At 71.1% G+C, this 14,896-nt stretch carries 14 protein-coding genes; 6 read left to right on the forward strand and 8 right to left on the reverse strand.

Features of this window, described 5'->3' with window-relative positions; all coding sequences use genetic code 11:
- Nucleotides 1-56: 56 nt before the first annotated feature.
- The 6 genes from murB to GY170_RS10540 form a co-directional block, all read right to left on the reverse strand.
- Nucleotides 57-1,016 carry a UDP-N-acetylmuramate dehydrogenase gene (gene murB, locus GY170_RS10515; RefSeq protein WP_163893193.1) on the reverse strand — a complete coding sequence of 320 codons (960 nt, stop codon included), beginning with the start codon at nucleotides 1,014-1,016 and terminating at the stop codon, nucleotides 57-59.
- A gap of 155 nt (nucleotides 1,017-1,171) precedes the next feature.
- Entirely contained in the window at nucleotides 1,172-1,450 is a 279-nt protein-coding gene (locus GY170_RS10520; RefSeq protein ID WP_235937833.1) for a DUF2484 family protein, read from the reverse strand.
- Nucleotides 1,447-1,713 carry a DUF2484 family protein gene (locus GY170_RS10525; RefSeq protein ID WP_163893196.1) on the reverse strand — a complete coding sequence of 89 codons (267 nt, stop codon included), beginning with the start codon at nucleotides 1,711-1,713 and terminating at the stop codon, nucleotides 1,447-1,449. Before GY170_RS10525 ends, GY170_RS10520 begins: the two co-directional genes overlap by 4 nt.
- A gap of 96 nt (nucleotides 1,714-1,809) precedes the next feature.
- A complete protein-coding gene (gene murC / locus GY170_RS10530; protein WP_203531298.1) occupies nucleotides 1,810-3,207 on the reverse strand; it encodes a UDP-N-acetylmuramate--L-alanine ligase in 1,398 nt (465 codons plus the stop codon).
- Nucleotides 3,208-3,221: 14 nt separating this feature from the next.
- Nucleotides 3,222-4,328, reverse strand: coding sequence for an undecaprenyldiphospho-muramoylpentapeptide beta-N-acetylglucosaminyltransferase (gene murG, locus GY170_RS10535; protein ID WP_163893202.1), 1,107 nt, complete (start codon nucleotides 4,326-4,328; stop codon nucleotides 3,222-3,224).
- Nucleotides 4,325-5,488: a peptidoglycan glycosyltransferase FtsW gene (locus GY170_RS10540; RefSeq protein ID WP_163893205.1), complete on the reverse strand. Its 1,164-nt coding sequence runs from the start codon at nucleotides 5,486-5,488 to the stop codon at nucleotides 4,325-4,327. The genes murG and GY170_RS10540 overlap by 4 nt, the downstream gene beginning before the upstream one ends.
- Before the next feature lie 296 nt (nucleotides 5,489-5,784).
- Here GY170_RS10540 and GY170_RS10545 point away from each other — a divergent pair, with 296 nt between their 5' ends.
- The gene (locus GY170_RS10545) at nucleotides 5,785-6,900 is read left to right on the forward strand and encodes a pyridoxal phosphate-dependent aminotransferase (protein WP_163893209.1); all 1,116 of its coding nucleotides are present in this window, start codon (nucleotides 5,785-5,787) and stop codon (nucleotides 6,898-6,900) included.
- A gap of 593 nt (nucleotides 6,901-7,493) precedes the next feature.
- Here GY170_RS10545 and GY170_RS10550 read toward each other — a convergent pair.
- The gene (locus GY170_RS10550; protein WP_163893212.1) at nucleotides 7,494-8,663 is read right to left on the reverse strand and encodes a pyridoxal-phosphate-dependent aminotransferase family protein; all 1,170 of its coding nucleotides are present in this window, start codon (nucleotides 8,661-8,663) and stop codon (nucleotides 7,494-7,496) included.
- 147 nt (nucleotides 8,664-8,810) lie between these two features.
- Here GY170_RS10550 and GY170_RS10555 point away from each other — a divergent pair, with 147 nt between their 5' ends.
- Genes GY170_RS10555 through ygfZ form a run of 3 tightly spaced genes read left to right on the forward strand, consistent with a single transcriptional unit; the run spans nucleotide 8,811 to nucleotide 12,024 of the window.
- Nucleotides 8,811-9,515, forward strand: a complete 705-nt coding sequence (locus GY170_RS10555) for a tyrosine-protein phosphatase (protein WP_163893216.1) — start codon at nucleotides 8,811-8,813, stop codon at nucleotides 9,513-9,515.
- A complete protein-coding gene (locus GY170_RS10560; RefSeq protein WP_163893219.1) occupies nucleotides 9,512-11,293 on the forward strand; it encodes an ABC transporter ATP-binding protein in 1,782 nt (593 codons plus the stop codon). The genes GY170_RS10555 and GY170_RS10560 overlap by 4 nt, the downstream gene beginning before the upstream one ends.
- Nucleotides 11,290-12,024 carry a CAF17-like 4Fe-4S cluster assembly/insertion protein YgfZ gene (gene ygfZ, locus GY170_RS10565; RefSeq protein ID WP_163893222.1) on the forward strand — a complete coding sequence of 245 codons (735 nt, stop codon included), beginning with the start codon at nucleotides 11,290-11,292 and terminating at the stop codon, nucleotides 12,022-12,024. The genes GY170_RS10560 and ygfZ overlap by 4 nt, the downstream gene beginning before the upstream one ends.
- Nucleotides 12,025-12,417: 393 nt before the next feature.
- On the opposite strand, the gene GY170_RS10570 is transcribed toward ygfZ, so the two are convergent.
- On the reverse strand, nucleotides 12,418-13,245 hold the full coding sequence (locus GY170_RS10570) for an inositol monophosphatase family protein (protein WP_163893225.1): 828 nt from the start codon (nucleotides 13,243-13,245) through the stop codon (nucleotides 12,418-12,420).
- 314 nt (nucleotides 13,246-13,559) lie between these two features.
- Here GY170_RS10570 and GY170_RS10575 point away from each other — a divergent pair, with 314 nt between their 5' ends.
- Together GY170_RS10575 and GY170_RS10580 are read left to right on the forward strand one after the other, a co-directional pair.
- The gene (locus tag GY170_RS10575; RefSeq protein ID WP_163893228.1) at nucleotides 13,560-13,886 is read left to right on the forward strand and encodes a DUF6280 family protein; all 327 of its coding nucleotides are present in this window, start codon (nucleotides 13,560-13,562) and stop codon (nucleotides 13,884-13,886) included.
- A gap of 128 nt (nucleotides 13,887-14,014) precedes the next feature.
- Nucleotides 14,015-14,863: a DUF305 domain-containing protein gene (locus GY170_RS10580; protein WP_163893231.1), complete on the forward strand. Its 849-nt coding sequence runs from the start codon at nucleotides 14,015-14,017 to the stop codon at nucleotides 14,861-14,863.
- Nucleotides 14,864-14,896: the final 33 nt, after the last annotated feature.

Genomic DNA, 14,896 nt, shown 5'->3' on the forward strand with positions numbered 1-14,896 from the left:
CTTATACTGGGGCGCTGCCACGCCCTGCCTCGAAATTCCCCCGGTTTTCCCGGTGGTTATAGCTCGTCACCCGAGCGGCGTTCAGCTTCTTGTGAGTGTGCCGGTTCGCCGACCCGCATGATTTCCCACTCTAGCGTCATGCCGGATGATGCGTAAACCCTCTTTCGGACCTCTTCGCCCAATGACTCAAGGTCTTGCGCGGTGGCGCCGCCCGAATTGGTCAGGAAATTGGCATGCTTGGGGTTCATGATTGCGCCGCCCTGCGTGACGCCCCGCATTCCCGCCTCCTCGATCAGCTTCCAGGCCTTCAGCTCATGCGTGTCATCGGCCCGGCCGGTGGAGGAGAACCCCGCCGGATTGCGGAAGGTCGACCCCGCCGTGCGGTCCTTCGTCGGCTGCGTCTCGTCGCGCTTGGCCAGCTGCGCCTCCATCCGGGCGGTCAGCTCGGCGGGGTCGCCGGAGGGAGCGCGGAAGGTGGCGGAGAGGATGACGGCGCCCGCGGGGATCTGAGAGGAGCGGTAGGCGAGCGACAGCGCCTCGGCCGGGCGCTCCTCGATGGTGCCGTCGCGCAGAGCTAGGCGGATGCTGGCGAGGTGGTCGGCGACGTAGGTGCCGTAGCAGCCGGCATTCATGGTCACCGCGCCGCCGATGCTGCCGGGGATGGTGCGCAGGAAGGTCAGGTCCCTCCCCTGCTCCGCCGCCCGGCGGGCGACATGGGCGTCGAGCGCGGCGGCGCCGGCAGTGACGGTCTCGCCCGCGATCTCGATGCCGTTGAAGCCCCGCCCGAGGCGGATGACGACGCCCCGGATGCCGCCGTCGCGGACGATGAGGTTCGAGCCGACACCCATCGGAAAGACGGGGACGGCCGGGTCGAGCCCCGCGAGGAAGGCGGAGAGATCCGCCTCGTCGGCCGGCTGGAAGAACCACTCCGCCGGGCCGCCGACCCTGAGCCAGGTGAGGTCGGCGAGGGGACGGTCGGGGGTGAGGGGGCCGCGGGGCGTGGGGAGCGCTGTCATGGGGCCGGTGGTAGCAAGCCGCCCGCCGCCGGGCCACGGAAATCGCGCGATTTCCGTGCACGATTTTCTGCGCGGATATCGCTTCCCCGCGCAGCCGGGAAGCGCAAACCATATGGTTTCCGCCTCCGATTTCCATATGGAAATCTGCGCCCCGCTCAGACGGTGTCCGAGACCTTCATCCCCAGCCGCCGCCGCACCCAGCGCCAGCCGAAGTAGACCGGCCAGCGCAAGGTGCTCGCCGCCGCCGCCAGCAGGGCCAACCCCAGCCACCACGGCTCAGACCAGAACACCCAGGCGAGCAGCGGCACCAGCGCCCCGATCAGCCAGCGGGCGGCGCCCCAGTGATGGTCCTTCGAGGGGAGCATGCCGATCACGTTCGCCACCACCAGCCAGAGGCAGGCGGCGAGGATCGCCGGATCGAACCCGCTGATCACCGGCGCATCTCCGCCGGCATGCCGGGCGCCTCACCCCGCATCCGGGCGAGGAGATAGCGCAGCGGGTGTCGCATCATCGAGACGAAGGCGGCGAGGCCGAGGACGAGCCAGATCCAGCCGTGATCCCAGGCGATCCAGCCGAGCAGCACCGGCGCGGTCGCGATGAGCGCGAGGCCCGGCGCCACCTGGTGGCGCATCGGCAGCTTCGCCGTGACACTGCCGGCCAGCACCCAGATGATCCCCGCGATCAGCGATACCGTCATTGCGGCCTCCTCCTTGCTTTTGCGGCACCGAATGCCGGGCGGAGGGGGCAGCAATGTGGCACCGGCGCGGAGATCCCCGGGCCGGCGGAAGCTTGCCTATTTGGCCAGTCGCGCCGGGAGGTTGTTCGCCCATGTGCTGATCGTGCCTGCGCCGAGGCAGACGACGATGTCGCCCTCCCGCGCCTGCTCGCGCACCAGCCGCTCCAGATCATCCTCCGAGGTGACGGCGCGGGCGTGGCGATGGCCGTGGCGGATCAGCCCGGCGACCAGCGCATCGCGGTCGGCGCCCTCGATGGGCGCCTCGCCGGCGGCATAGACCTCGGCGATGCCGACCACGTCCGCCTCGTTGAAGCAGGTGCAGAAATCTTCGAACAGCGTCGACAGGCGCGAGTAGCGGTGCGGCTGGTGCACGGCGATGACCCGCCCCTCGGAGGCTTGCCGCGCCGCCTTCAGCACGGCGGCGATCTCCACCGGGTGATGGCCGTAATCGTCGATGATGGTGACGCCGTTCACCTCGCCCACCTTGGTGAAGCGCCGGTTTACCCCGCCGAAGCCGGCGAGCGCATCGCGGATCTCCGCCTTACTCATGCCGAGGTGGCGGGCGACGGCGACGGCGGCAAGCGCGTTGGAGACGTTGTGGTCCCCCGGCATCGGCAGCGTGCAGCCCTCGATGACTTCGCCTTCCGATTGCAACGCCACGTCGAACTGGGCGCAGCCGGCCTTGTAGGTCAGGTTCACCGCCCGCACGTCGGCCTGGGAGTTGAAGCCGAAGGTCAGCACCTTGCGGTCAGTGATCCGGCCGACGAGCGCCTGCACCTCGGGGTGGTCGGTGCAGAGCACGGCCACGCCGTAGAAGGGGATGTTCGAGACGAAGTCGTAGAAGCCCTGGCGGAGGTTTTCGATGCTGCCCCAATGCTCCATGTGCTCGGGGTCGATGTTCGTGACGATGGCGATGGTCGCCGGCAGGCGGTTGAAGGTGCCGTCGCTCTCGTCGGCCTCCACCACCATCCACTCGCCCTGCCCCATCCGGGCGTTCGAGCCATAGGCGTGGATGATGCCGCCGTTCACCACCGTCGGGTCGATATCGCCGGCATCCAGAAGCGTCGCGACCAGCGTGGTGGTCGTCGTCTTGCCGTGCGTTCCGGCGACGGCGACGTTGCTCTTCATGCGCATCAGCTCGGCCAGCATCTCGGCGCGGCGCACCACGGGCAGGCCACGGCGCCGGGCGCCGTCGAGCTCGGGGTTGCCAGGCTTGATGGCGGACGAGATCACGACGACTTCGGCGCCCTCGAGGTTCTCCTCAGCCTGCCCGATGTGGATCTGGGCGCCGAGGCCCTCCAGCCGCTCGGTGATCTTGCTCGACTTCGCGTCGGAGCCCTGCACCCGGTAGCCGAGGTTGAGCAGCACCTCGGCGATGCCGGACATGCCGATGCCGCCGATGCCGACGAAGTGGATCGGGCCGATATCGAGCGGCAGTTTGGTGGCAGCGGCCATGAGCGTTCCGTCCATCAGTTTTTCCCTTGTTGGCCCCCGGCGAGGCGTTCGACAAGCTCGGCAAGCCGCTCCGCCGCGTCGGGCCTGCCGAGCGAGAGGGCGGCGCGCGCCATGGTGCTGGCCGGTTCCGGCCCGGCGAGCAGCACCTCCAGCCGGGCGGTGAGAGCCTCGGCCGTCAGGTCCCGCTCCTGCATCACCTCCGCCGCGCCGGCGCTGACGAGGCCGCAGGCATTCGCCGTCTGCTCGTCACGCGCGGCGGCGGCGTAGGGGATGAAGATCGCGGGGCGGCCGATAGTGGTGAGGTCGGCGACGGTGGAGGCGCCGGAGCGGGCGATGACCAGCTGCGCCGCGCTCATCCGCTCCGGCACGTCGTCGAAGAAGGGGGTGACGGTCGCGAGGAGACCGGCCTTGGCATAGAAGCTCTTGACCCGATCGACATCCTCCGGCCGCGCCTGGTGAGAGATGTCGAGCTGCCCGCGCATCGCTTCCGGCAGCGCCGCCAGCGCCCCCGGCACGACATCGGAGAGGACACGCGCGCCCTGGCTGCCGCCGAGGATCAAGAGGCGCAGCGGCCCCTCGGCCCCGGGGGCCTTGTAGGCCGCGCCGGCCTTGGCGCGGATGGCGCTGCGCACCGGGTTGCCGATGTGGAGCGCCTCGGCGCCGCCCGGCACCTCGGTCGGCCATGTGCCGCAGGCGATGACGGGCACGCGGCGGGCGAAGAGCTGGTTCACTTTGCCGAGGACGCCGTTCTGCTCATGGATCAGCCGGGGCAGGCCCAGCGCCACGGCGGCGCTCATGGCGGGGATCGCCGGGTAGCCGCCGAATCCGGCGACGAGCGCCGGACGGTCGGCCCGCATGGCACGGATCGTCCCCGCCACGCCGCCCGCGATGCGGAAGGGCACTGCCACCTTCGCCGCCGCCCCGCCGCGCGCGAAGGTGGCGCTCGCCGCCACCTGCCGCTCGACCGCGTCGGGGAAGCCGCCGGCATAGCGGGCGCCGCGCGCATCGGTGGACAGGCGCACCCGCCAGCCGCGCGCCAGCATCTCCTCTGCCAGCGCCTGCGCGGGGAACATGTGCCCGCCGGTCCCCCCGGCGGCGATGACGAGGAGCGGGGCTCTCAACGGCCCCGCCCGAAGATGTCCGACATGCCGCCCTGCGGCCGGGTGCGCGTGAAGGCCAGGAGCATCCCCACCGCGAGGCCGGCCGCGAGGACGGACGAGCCACCGTTGGAAACGAAGGGCAGCGTCATGCCCTTGGCGGGCAGCAGGCGGACGGCCACGCCCATGTTGATCATCGCCTGTACGCCGAAGGCGCAGGCGAGGCCCGTGCCGGCGAGGCGGATGAAGGGGTCACGCTCCTTCGTCAGGCGGAAGAGCGAGCGCAGGGTGACGAAGAGGAAGAGCGCGATGATGGCGAGGACGAGCACCAGCCCGTATTCCTCCGCCGCCACGGCGATGATGAAGTCGGTATGGGCATCGGGCAGCGACCACTTCACCTGCCCCTCGCCGACACCGACGCCAAAGAAGCCGCCCTCGCGGATGGCGTTGGTGGCGTAGCCGATCTGGGTCGTGGGGTCGACCTCGGCGGCGAGGAAGCCGTCAATCCGCCGGGCGAAGTGCTCCGACGAGTTGTAGGCGACGATGCCGGCGCCGACGACGAGCCCGAAGATCGAGAAGATCAGCACCATCGAGGCGCCGGAAACGAAGTACATCACGCCCCAGGAGAAGAGCACGAGGCAGGCCTGCCCGAAATCCGGCTGGATGACGAGGAGGCCGGCCACGAGCACGGCCACGATGAAGCTCCACATCCGGCCGGGCGGCCCACCCACCTCCTGCCCCGCCGCCATCAGCCAGGCGCACAGGACGACGAAGACGGGCTTGAGGAACTCCGACGGCTGGAAGGAGGCGAAGCCGAGCGAGTACCAGCGTGTCGCGCCCTTGCCGAAGTCGGTGCCGAAGAAGGGCAGCATGGCGAGCGCGATGAAGGAGGCAAGGAAGGCCAGCACGGCGAGGCGGCGGATGAGCAGCGGCGTCATCATCGAGGTGACGAACATGATGGCGATCGCCAGACCGCCGAACATCGCCTGCCGGGTGACGTAGTAGAAGGGGTCGAGCCCGTTGCGCTCCGCCAGCGGCGGAGAGGCGGCGAGCCCGAGCAGCATGCCGAGGCCGAAGAGCCCCAGGATCCCCGCCATGGAGAACTTGTCGATCGTCCGCCACCAGCGCGGAAGAACGGGATCGCCGGCCCGAACGGGGGCCGCACCGTAGACCATCTCTGTCATGACGTACCGCTGCCTCGAAGGTGCCCGTTTGCCGGGTCTGCCAAGGAGTCTAACGGCTTCGAATCGCGCTGGCCAGTCTTTTGCGGGCCCTGTTGCACGGCGGCCGCAGGAACCCGCCGGGAGGGCGGGGTGGAGAGCTGCGCGGGGGCCAGCCCCCGCACCCCCGAGGTATTTCTGGCCAGATGAAAGGGGGGCGGGGGGCGCATAGGGCGGCCGGGGATCGCGCGCGGGCCCAGTGGAGGCCCGAACGGCGAGCCCCATTGCCCCCGGGCCGCGCTCCCGCTTATCTCGCGCCCATGTCCGACGATCCGCGCCTCGCCCCGCTTGCCGCCTCGCTCCCTGCCACCGTGCCCTTCACCGGCCCCGAGGCGCTGGAGCGCCTCCGCGGCCGGCCCTTCCGCGCCCGGCTCGGCGCCAACGAGAGCGTCTTCGGCCCCTCGCCCAAGGCCATCGCCGCCATGGAGGCGGCGGCGCGGGAGATCTGGAAATACGGCGACAGCGCCTCCCATGACCTCCGCCACGCGCTGGCGGCCCATCACGGGGTGGCGCCGGAGAACATCGTCGTCGGCGCCGGGATCGACGGCCTCCTCGGCTCGACCGTGCGCCTGTTCCTGGCGCCGGGAGAGGTCGCCGTCTCCTCCCTCGGCTCCTACCCGACCTTCGACTTCCACGTCTCCGGCCATGGCGGGCGGGCGGAGAAGGTGCCGTTCCGGGACGACAGGGAGGACCCGGAGGCGCTGCTGGGCAAGGCCGAGGAGGTGGGGGCTAAGCTCATCTACCTCTCCAACCCCGACAACCCGATGGGCAGCTGGCACAGCGGCGCGGAGGTGGCGCGAATGGTCGCGCGGGTGCCGGAGGGGGCGCTTTTGATCCTCGACGAGGCCTACGTGGAGTTCGCGCCGGACGGCACGGCGGCGGAGGTGGACGTGGAGGACCCGAAGGTGCTGCGCTTCCGCACCTTCTCCAAGGCGCACGGCATGGCCGGGGCGCGGGTGGGCTACGCGCTGGGGCCGAGGCACATGATCCGGGTGTTCGAGAAGGTGCGCGACCACTTCGGCATGTCCCGCACCAGCCAGTCCGGGGCACTGGCGGCGCTGCAGGACGAGCTCTGGCTGACGCATGTGCGCGGAGAGGTGGCGGCGGCGCGCGAGCGCATCGCCGCCATCGCCGCCGAGAACGGGCTGGGGGCCCTGCCCTCGGCGACGAACTTCGTGACGGTCGATTGCGGGGGCGACGGGGCGCTGGCGAAGGCGGTGCTGGAGGAGCTGGCGGCGCGGGACATCTTCGTTCGGATGCCCTTCGCGGCGCCGCAGAACCGCTGCATCCGCATCACCGCCGGCCGGCCGGAGGAGATGGACCTGCTGGCGACGCTGCTCCCCGAAGCGCTGGCGGCGGCCCGGGCGCGGGGTTGAGGGGGGCGCTCTTGGCGGGGCGGGATGGTGGGTTACAAACCCACCCTACGAGAACTTGAAAAGAACCGGACCGTCCGCCTTCCCTCCCAGACATCGCCGCTCGGTCCCCCGCGCGGAATCAAGGCCGCAGGCCGCCGCGCGAGCGCCGGCCCGTCCCCGCGGGCTGGCGCTCTGGCTGGGCTTGGTGCTTCGCTCGGGCCGGGGAGGGGTTCGGCAGGCATAAAGCGCGCCGCACAGCAGTTGGAGCGCCACCCCACGGACCGGCGTGCGACCGAGGCGCTTGTGGCAGGCCGGGAATGGTGGGTTGGAAACCCACCCTACGGGGGCTCGCTCGCGGCGAGGGCTCCGGTGACCCCGCCGCCGCTCTTTCCCCCGGGCGGAATCAAGCCGCAGGCCGCCGCGCGAGCGCCGGCCCGTCCCCGCGGGCTGGCGCTCTGGCTGGGCTTGGTGCTCAGCGGGCCGCCGGGACGGGTTTGGCTGGCATAAAGCGCGCCGCACCCGCGTCGGAGCGCCACCCCACGGGCCGGCGTGTGAGGGCAGCGCTTCTGGAAGCGCCTCCCCGCTTCAGCGGGGCGACAACGCCCCCCGCCCCTTCAGGCCCGCGCGATCACGTCCATCGCCGCGTCCAGGCCGCCCTGCCCATGCGGGATGTCGAGGGCCTTCAATCCGGCGCCGATGCAGCCGAGCACGCCCAGCACCATGTGGGCGTTGACGTGGCCCATGTGGCCGATGCGGAAGAAGCCGGCCGGCACCTCCGCGCCGAGGCCGATGCCCAGCGTCACGCCCGCCTGCTGCTCGACGAAACGGCGCAGGCGCTGGCCGTTGTCGCCGCCCGCCTCGACCGTCGTCACCGACCAGGCTCGGTCCGCCCGCTCCGGCACCGTGGGGCGCAGGGCGCCGCCGATGTCCCAGGCCTCCAGCGCCGCCCAGATCGCCTCAGACAGCACGCGGTGACGACGCCAGACGTTCTCCAGCCCCTCCTCGAAGATCATGTCGAGCGCGGCACGCAGCCCGTAGAGATGGTGCGTCGGCGCCGTCCCCCCGAAGTGCTGGAAGAAGATCTCCGGATGCGCCCGGGCCCGCCAGTCCCAGTAGATGCTGGCGGCATCCCCGCGCTGCGCCGCCTCGGCGCGCGGGCCGAAGAAGACGAAGGCGAGGCCCGGCGGCGTCATCAGCCCCTTCTGGCAGCCGGCGGTGACCACGTCGGCGCCCGAAGCGTCCATCTCGAAGCGGTCGCAGCCGAGGGAGGCCATGCAGTCCACCATCAGGAGCGCCTCGCTCCCCGCCGCATCGATTGCGGCGCGGATGGGGGCGATGTCCGTCTTCACGCTTGTCGCCGTGTCCACCTGGCAGACGAGCACGGCGCGGTAGGGGCCTTTCGCGCGCAGATGCGCCTCCACCTGGGCGGGGTCGACCGGCTGGCCCCAGGGGAAGCGGATATGCTCCACCTCGGCCCCCAGCCGCGCCGCCGTCTCGCCCCAGCCGATGCCGAAGCGGCCCGTCGCCAGCACCAGCACCTTGTCGCCGGGGGCGATCACGTTGGCGAGCGAGGCCTCCCACGCGGCATGGCCGTTGCCGATATAGATCGCGACGTTGTGGGCGGTGCCGACGACGCGGGCGAGATCGGGTTTCAGCCGCGCCACCATGTCGTGCAGCTCGCCCTCGTAGATATTGGGGGCGGCCATGTGCATGGCGCCGAGCACCCGCTCGGGCATGACGGAGGGGCCGGGAATGGCGAGGTAGGTGCGGCCGTTGGCAAGCATGGGATCGTCCGGTGTTGGAGTGCGCGGACCGGTTACGCCGCCCCCGGCGCCCGGTCAATAAAGGGCACCCGGAAGGACACAGGAGAGGAGACGTGGCGCGGGCGCTCGCTTGCCCTGCCCGCCCAGTCCCGATAGGCGAAAGAGCTGATGGAAAAGCCGACGAACACCCTGCCGGAGAGCGCCGAGAGCGCGCCCGAGACCGCCACCGGCGCTCCCGTGCCGGATGTGGTGCCGCATGCGGGCGAGCCCTTCGCCCCCACCTTCCGGCACCGGTGGAAATACGCGATGGCCGACCATGCCATCCTCCGCCGGCACTGGCGCAACTTCAAGGAATTCGCCCCTGGCGCCTACCGCTCCAACCACCCCACCGTAGCGCGGCTGGCGGAGTACAAGGCGCAGGGCATCCGCTCCGTCCTGTGCCTCCGGGGCGCGCCGCCGAGCGCCGCCTTCCGCATCGAGGCCGCCGCCTGCGCCGAGCTGGGGCTGACGCTCTGGACGACGCCGCTGCGCGCCCGCAAGGCGCCGCCGGTGGAGGCGGTGCTGCGGGCCTTCGAGATCTTCCGCCGGATCGACAAGCCCTTCCTCCTCCACTGCAAGAGCGGGGCGGACAGGGCCGGCTTCGGCTCGGCGCTCTATCTCCTCCACCTCGGCCGCCCGGTCGAGGAAGCGCAGGCGCAGCTGTCGTGGAAGCACTGGCACATCCGCCGCGGCCCGACGGCGGTGCTCGATGCCGTCCTCGATCTCTACGCGCAGGACGCCGCACAAATCGGCCCCGAGGAGTGGTTCGCCACCCGCTATGATCCCGTCGCCATCCAGGCCGCCTTCGAGCGCGGCGAGCTGGCCTACAGATGAGCCCCGCCGGCCAGAGCCCGGACCGCCGCCCCCCGCGGGAGGAGAGCGGCGGACGCTGGCTCTGGCGCGCGGCCCTCGGCCGGCACTGGAAGATGGCGGGGCTGGCGCTGATCACCATGGCGGTCGAGGGCGCGGCGCTCGGCGCGCTCGCCAAGCTCATCCAGCCGATGTTCGACCAGGTGCTCGTCGGCGGTGACACCGGCGCGCTGGCCCTCGTCGCCGGCGGCGTGCTCGGCGTCTTCCTCCTGCGCGCCGCCGCCACACTCGGCCAGCGGCTGGCGATGACGCAGGTCTCCGAGCGGGTGATGGCGGAGCTTCGGGGCAAGCTCTTCGCCCACCTGATGAGCCTCGACATGGCCTTCCACCATGGCCACCCGCCCGGCAACCTGATCGAGCGGGTGCAGGGGGATGTCACGCAGCTCGGGGCTTCCGTCCAGCAGCTGGCGACGGGGCTGGGGCGCGACGTCATCGCGGTGCTCGTCCTCTTCGGCGTCGCCCTCAGCGTCGACTGGCGCTGGACGGTCGTGGCCCTCGCCGGCACGCCACTCTTGGTGCTGCCCGCCATCCTCGCGCAGCGCTACGTGCGCCGCCGCGTGCGGGAGGCGCGGGAGGCGGCGGGCAACATGTCCACCCGGCTCGACGAGGCGCTGCACGGCATCGCGCAGGTCAAACTCGGCGGGCTGGAGGGTTACCAGATCGCCCGCTTCGGGCGCGCCAATGCCGAGAAGGCGCGCGCCGCGCTCCGCGCCGCCGGCGGGCAGGCGGCGATCCCGGGGCTGCTCGACATCATGAGCGGCATCGGCTTCTTCCTCGTCCTGTGGTTCGCGGGCCGGCAGATCATCGCCGGCGAGCGGACGGTGGGCGAGTTCATGTCCTTCTTCGCCGCCATCTCGCTGGCCTTCGAGCCGCTCCGCCGGCTGGGGAACCTCTCCGGCCTCTGGCAGGCGGCGTCGGCTTCCATCGACCGGGTGCGGGAGCTCTTCTCCACCGAGCCCACCATCCGAGACCGGCCGGAGCCTGTACCCGGCGCCCCCCTGCCCGAGGGCGCGCCGGAGATTCGCTTCGAGGAGGTCTCGCTCTCTTACGGCGACATGCCCGCGCTCTCCTCCGTCAGCTTCACGGCCGAGGCAGGCAAGACGACGGCGCTCGTCGGGGCCTCCGGCGCCGGGAAAAGCACGATCTTCAACGTGCTGACCCGCCTCGTCGAGCCGCAGGGGGGCCGGGTGCTCCTCGGCGGCACCGACGTGACCGCCCTGCCCCTCGCTGAGCTGCGCCGCCTCTTCGCCGTCGTCACGCAGGAGGCGCTGCTCTTCGACGAGACCATCCACGAGAACATCGCCCTCGGCCGCGACGTGCCGCAGGCCGAGCTGGCTGAGGTGCTGGAAGCGGCGCATGTCGCCAGCTTCCTGCCCCGCCTCTCCCACGGCCTTCAAACGCAAGCCGGCCCCCGCGGCTCCGCCCTCTCCGGCGGGCAGCGCCAGCGCATCGCCATCGCCCGGGCGCTGCTGCGCGACGCGCCCGTCCTCCTCCTCGACGAGGCGACGAGCGCGCTCGACACCGGCACCGAGGCGCTGGTGCAGGAGGCGGTGGAGCGGCTCTCGGCCGGGCGCACCACGCTGGTCATCGCCCACCGCCTCTCCACCGTGCGCGGGGCGGACCGGATTGTGGTGATGCATGACGGCCGGGTGGTGGACGAGGGCACGCACGAGGCCCTCCTTGAACGCGGCGGCCGCTATGCCGACCTCTATGCCATGCAGTTTGCGGAGGACACGCCATGAGAACCCTCATCAGCCTCACGGGCGAGGACCGGCTGGACTTCCTCCAGGGCCTCGTCACCAACGATGTGCGCAAGCTGGCGGAGCGCGGCATCCTCTACGCCGCCCTGCTGACGCCGCAGGGCAAGCTGATCGCCGACTTCTTCCTCGTGGACCGGGGGGATGAGATCCTGATCGACGTGGCGGAGGAGGCCGCGGCGCGGCTCTTCCAGAAGCTCTCCATGTACAAGCTCCGCTCGAAGGTGGCGCTGGCGGAGAGCCCGCTGACGGTCTCCCGCGGCACCGGGGAGGCCCCCGAGGGCGCCCTGCCCGACCCGCGCCACCCGGCGCTCGGCTGGCGGCTCTACGGCGAGGCGCAGGGCGATGACGGCACCGACTGGGAGGCGCTGCGCGTCGCCCACCTCGTGCCCGAGACGGGCGTGGAGCTGACGGACGACACCTTCATCCTCGAGGCCGGCTTCGAGCGGCTGCACGGCGTCGATTTCCGCAAGGGCTGCTACGTCGGCCAAGAGGTGACGGCGCGGATGAAGCACAAGACGGAGCTGCGCAAGGGCCTCGCGCTCGTGGAGGTTGAGGGGCCCGCGGAGCCCGGCGCCGAGATCACCACCGAGGGCCGCCCCGCCGGCACCCTCCACACGATCTCCGGCCCCCGCGCCATCGCCTACCTGCGCTTCGACCGCGCCACGGGCGAGATGCAGGCGGGCGACGCGGTGCTGCGCCGGGTGGAGGCCTAACGACCTCGTACGGTGGGTTTTCAACCCACCGCCACCTGCCGCCGAAGAGCACAACGGCGGCGACCGGGCCACGAAAGCCGCAATGCCCTGTAGGGTGGGTTTCCAACCCACCACCCCGCCCGCAACCTCGCGCCCCCTCTCAGGCGCAGGGCGAGCGCCTGCCCGTGGGGTGGCGCTGCGACACATCCGCGGCGTACCTTATGCCCGCCAAGCCCCTCCCCGCCCTGAGCGGGGCACCAAGCTTCACCAGAGCGCCAGCCCGCCGGGACGGGCCGGCGCTCGCCCTGCGCCTTTGGCGCGCACCGGGCGGGGGAAGAGCTCCGGGCGTTGCGCAAAGGTGGGTTGAAAACCCACCCTACGTAGGCGCCGCAAACCCGCCCCCACGCCCCCCCCTCACCCCAGAAAGCTGAACCGCTCCGCCACCTTCTCCCAGGCCGCCTCGCTCCCGGCGGTGAGGAGCACGCCCTTGCGGCGCCCGGTCTCGTAGGCCCCGCCGTCGAGGAAGCGGGCCACGCCGCCCGCCCGCTCCACCGCCAGCACGCCGGCCGCGTGGTCCCACGGGTGCGGCACCGGGCCGGAGAGGACGAACTCCACGTGCCCCTGCGCCAGCATCCGGTACTCGTGCGCCGAGCAGCGCAGCGTCTGGATCCGGTTGAAGACCGTCGTCTCCTGCGCGATGCGCCCCCGCATCGGCCGGGGGAAGAGGCCGAACGGCACGTAGCCCGTCATCCGGCTCTTGCGTTCCTCCTTCGACGTGGCGAGCACCCGGCGCCGGGCGGGGGAGACGAACTCCGCCGGCCCGCCCGCCTCCGCCTCGATCCAGTCGTCCATCACCGGGTCGTAGAGCAGCCCGTAGACCGGCCGCCCCTCGACCGCCACCGCGAGGATGACGCCGAAGACGGCTAGGCCCTTGGCGAAGTTCCACGTTCCGTCCACCGGGTCGACGATCACCACCGGGCCCGGCGCGGCCATCTCCCCGCGCAGCTCCTTGTCGGCGGCGACGCCCTCCTCGCCGATCACCCGCGCCTCCGGCCAGCCGGCCTCCACGGCGGCGGCGATGGCGGCCTCGGCGCGGGTGTCGGCCAGCGTCACGAGGTCCGACGGGCCGGACTTTGTGGAAATGTCGCTCGCCTCCAGCGCCCGGAAACGCGGCAGGATCTCGTCGCGCGCCGCATCCCTCACCGCCTGCAGCAGGAGGGCCTTCTGAGCGGCGCTCACCATGAAATAGCCCGGTTCCGGCTGCCGGGGTTTACCGAAAATTCAGACATGAGGCGCAACTATTCCTAGCACAGCAACGGCTTAGCGGGGCGCGATCGGGAGGTGCGGCTCATCCGGCCAAACCTTGTCGAAAGCTGGGCCGACCCTATATATCGCGTTGGCCCCGGCGCAACCCTCGTAGATACAGGATCAGCCCCGCCCCAGACATGCACAGGACGCATAACTGACATTCCGAAATCGGCACACCCGAATCGAGTTTACATGCGCATAAACGCCGGCACGCCGACAGCAAGAGCAAAAAGACCAAAGGACGAAAGATGAGAGATTTCGTGGACGGCACCGCCTACAACAACGAACAGGGCAACCGCGCGCGCAAGCTCTTTGCCGCCGTGGTGCTGGCGGCGCTGGACGATGCCATCGCCGATGACAAGAAATACGGCAATGGCCCGGAGCAGATTGCCCGCTGGGCGCGCTCCCGTGACGGTCGCGAGGTACTCACCTGCGCCGGCATCGACCCCAACGAGCGCGTCGTGGAAGGCCTGATGGAGTTCGTCGGCAAGGGTGTCCGCACCTCCGTCGCCCTCTCCCGCGAGGAGAGCGAGCGTCGTCAGGCCGCAGAGATCGAGGCGCAGCGCGCCGCCTGACGCACTCGCGCGACCTGCATGAAAAGGCCTGCCGCGCACCCCGCGGCGGGCCTTTTCCGTTGTCGCCGCCGGAACCTCCCGCCGCCCCACCCCGTTGCCCCGACACGGGCAGAGACGGAGGGAATGGGATGACCTACGGCCGCTTCTTCGCGATGATCGCCACCTCGACGCTGGTGATGTTCGTGCTGATGTACCTCAACACCTACGCGTGGGAGCATGTCTTCTTCTCCGAGACGCGGACCTACATGGCCATGCTCATGGGCGGCACGATGGCCGTCATCATGATGGGCTTCATGTTCGCCATGTACCCCAAGCGCGGCGCCAATGTCGCCATCCTCGTCGGCGGCGCGATCGTCTTCGGCCTCTCCCTCTGGCTGGTGCGCAGCCAGATCACCGTCTCCGGTACCTCCTACATGCGCGCCATGATCCCCCACCATTCCATCGCTGTCATGACGTCGGAGCGGGCGAACATCACCGACCCGCGGGTGCGCAAGCTGGCGGACGAGATCATCGCCGCCCAGCGCCGCGAGATCGCCGAGATGCGCTACCTGATCGCCCATGACGACGAACAGGTGGAGGAGATCTACGAGAGCCCCATCCCGATGCCCGGAACGGTGGAGGACGCCCTCTCCCGCGTCGACATCGCCGGGCTCGACCCGGCGCCGCTGCAGCCCGGCGAGGCGGACACGATCATCGGCGGCCCCGGCAGCTGCGTCTTCCAGCGCAGCCCGGAGAGCGGCCCGATCCTCGCCGTCTCCACCACCGGCTCGGCGGTGATGCACCTCAACGGCGTGCTCGTGCCGCTCGAGGGCCCTGCGCCCGGTCCGGCCGGCGGGGCATGGGAAGCGGAGGGCGCCGCGATGAGAGTAGCCGCTCTGGGCGACGAGGCGGACTGGCGCTCGGATGCCGAGCTGGTCTTTCAGCTCGAAGAGGGCCTGACGGTCGGCTATCGCGGCTTCTGGAACTGCGGGGCCTGAGCCTCTTCCCCCCCGCCCTGCGGGGACGTAAGG

This window comes from Pseudoroseicyclus tamaricis, from assembly GCF_012070395.1.
Lineage (GTDB): Bacteria > Pseudomonadota > Alphaproteobacteria > Rhodobacterales > Rhodobacteraceae > Pseudoroseicyclus_A > Pseudoroseicyclus_A tamaricis.

What these genes read in the sequence shown, in the direction of transcription:
- murC (WP_203531298.1), bottom strand. Translation starts at nt 3,207, where the DNA reads ATGGCCGCTGCCACCAAACTGCCGCTCGATATCGGCCCGATCCACTTC.
- GY170_RS10570 (WP_163893225.1), bottom strand. Translation starts at nt 13,245, where the DNA reads ATGGTGAGCGCCGCTCAGAAGGCCCTCCTGCTGCAGGCGGTGAGGGAT.
- GY170_RS10545 (WP_163893209.1), top strand. Translation starts at nt 5,785, where the DNA reads ATGTCCGACGATCCGCGCCTCGCCCCGCTTGCCGCCTCGCTCCCTGCC.
- GY170_RS10575 (WP_163893228.1), top strand. Translation starts at nt 13,560, where the DNA reads ATGAGAGATTTCGTGGACGGCACCGCCTACAACAACGAACAGGGCAAC.
- GY170_RS10555 (WP_163893216.1), top strand. Translation starts at nt 8,811, where the DNA reads ATGGAAAAGCCGACGAACACCCTGCCGGAGAGCGCCGAGAGCGCGCCC.
- GY170_RS10540 (WP_163893205.1), bottom strand. Translation starts at nt 5,488, where the DNA reads ATGACAGAGATGGTCTACGGTGCGGCCCCCGTTCGGGCCGGCGATCCC.
- GY170_RS10525 (WP_163893196.1), bottom strand. Translation starts at nt 1,713, where the DNA reads ATGACGGTATCGCTGATCGCGGGGATCATCTGGGTGCTGGCCGGCAGT.
- GY170_RS10580 (WP_163893231.1), top strand. Translation starts at nt 14,015, where the DNA reads ATGACCTACGGCCGCTTCTTCGCGATGATCGCCACCTCGACGCTGGTG.
- GY170_RS10560 (WP_163893219.1), top strand. Translation starts at nt 9,512, where the DNA reads ATGAGCCCCGCCGGCCAGAGCCCGGACCGCCGCCCCCCGCGGGAGGAG.
- murB (WP_163893193.1), bottom strand. Translation starts at nt 1,016, where the DNA reads ATGACAGCGCTCCCCACGCCCCGCGGCCCCCTCACCCCCGACCGTCCC.
- ygfZ (WP_163893222.1), top strand. Translation starts at nt 11,290, where the DNA reads ATGAGAACCCTCATCAGCCTCACGGGCGAGGACCGGCTGGACTTCCTC.
- GY170_RS10550 (WP_163893212.1), bottom strand. Translation starts at nt 8,663, where the DNA reads ATGCTTGCCAACGGCCGCACCTACCTCGCCATTCCCGGCCCCTCCGTC.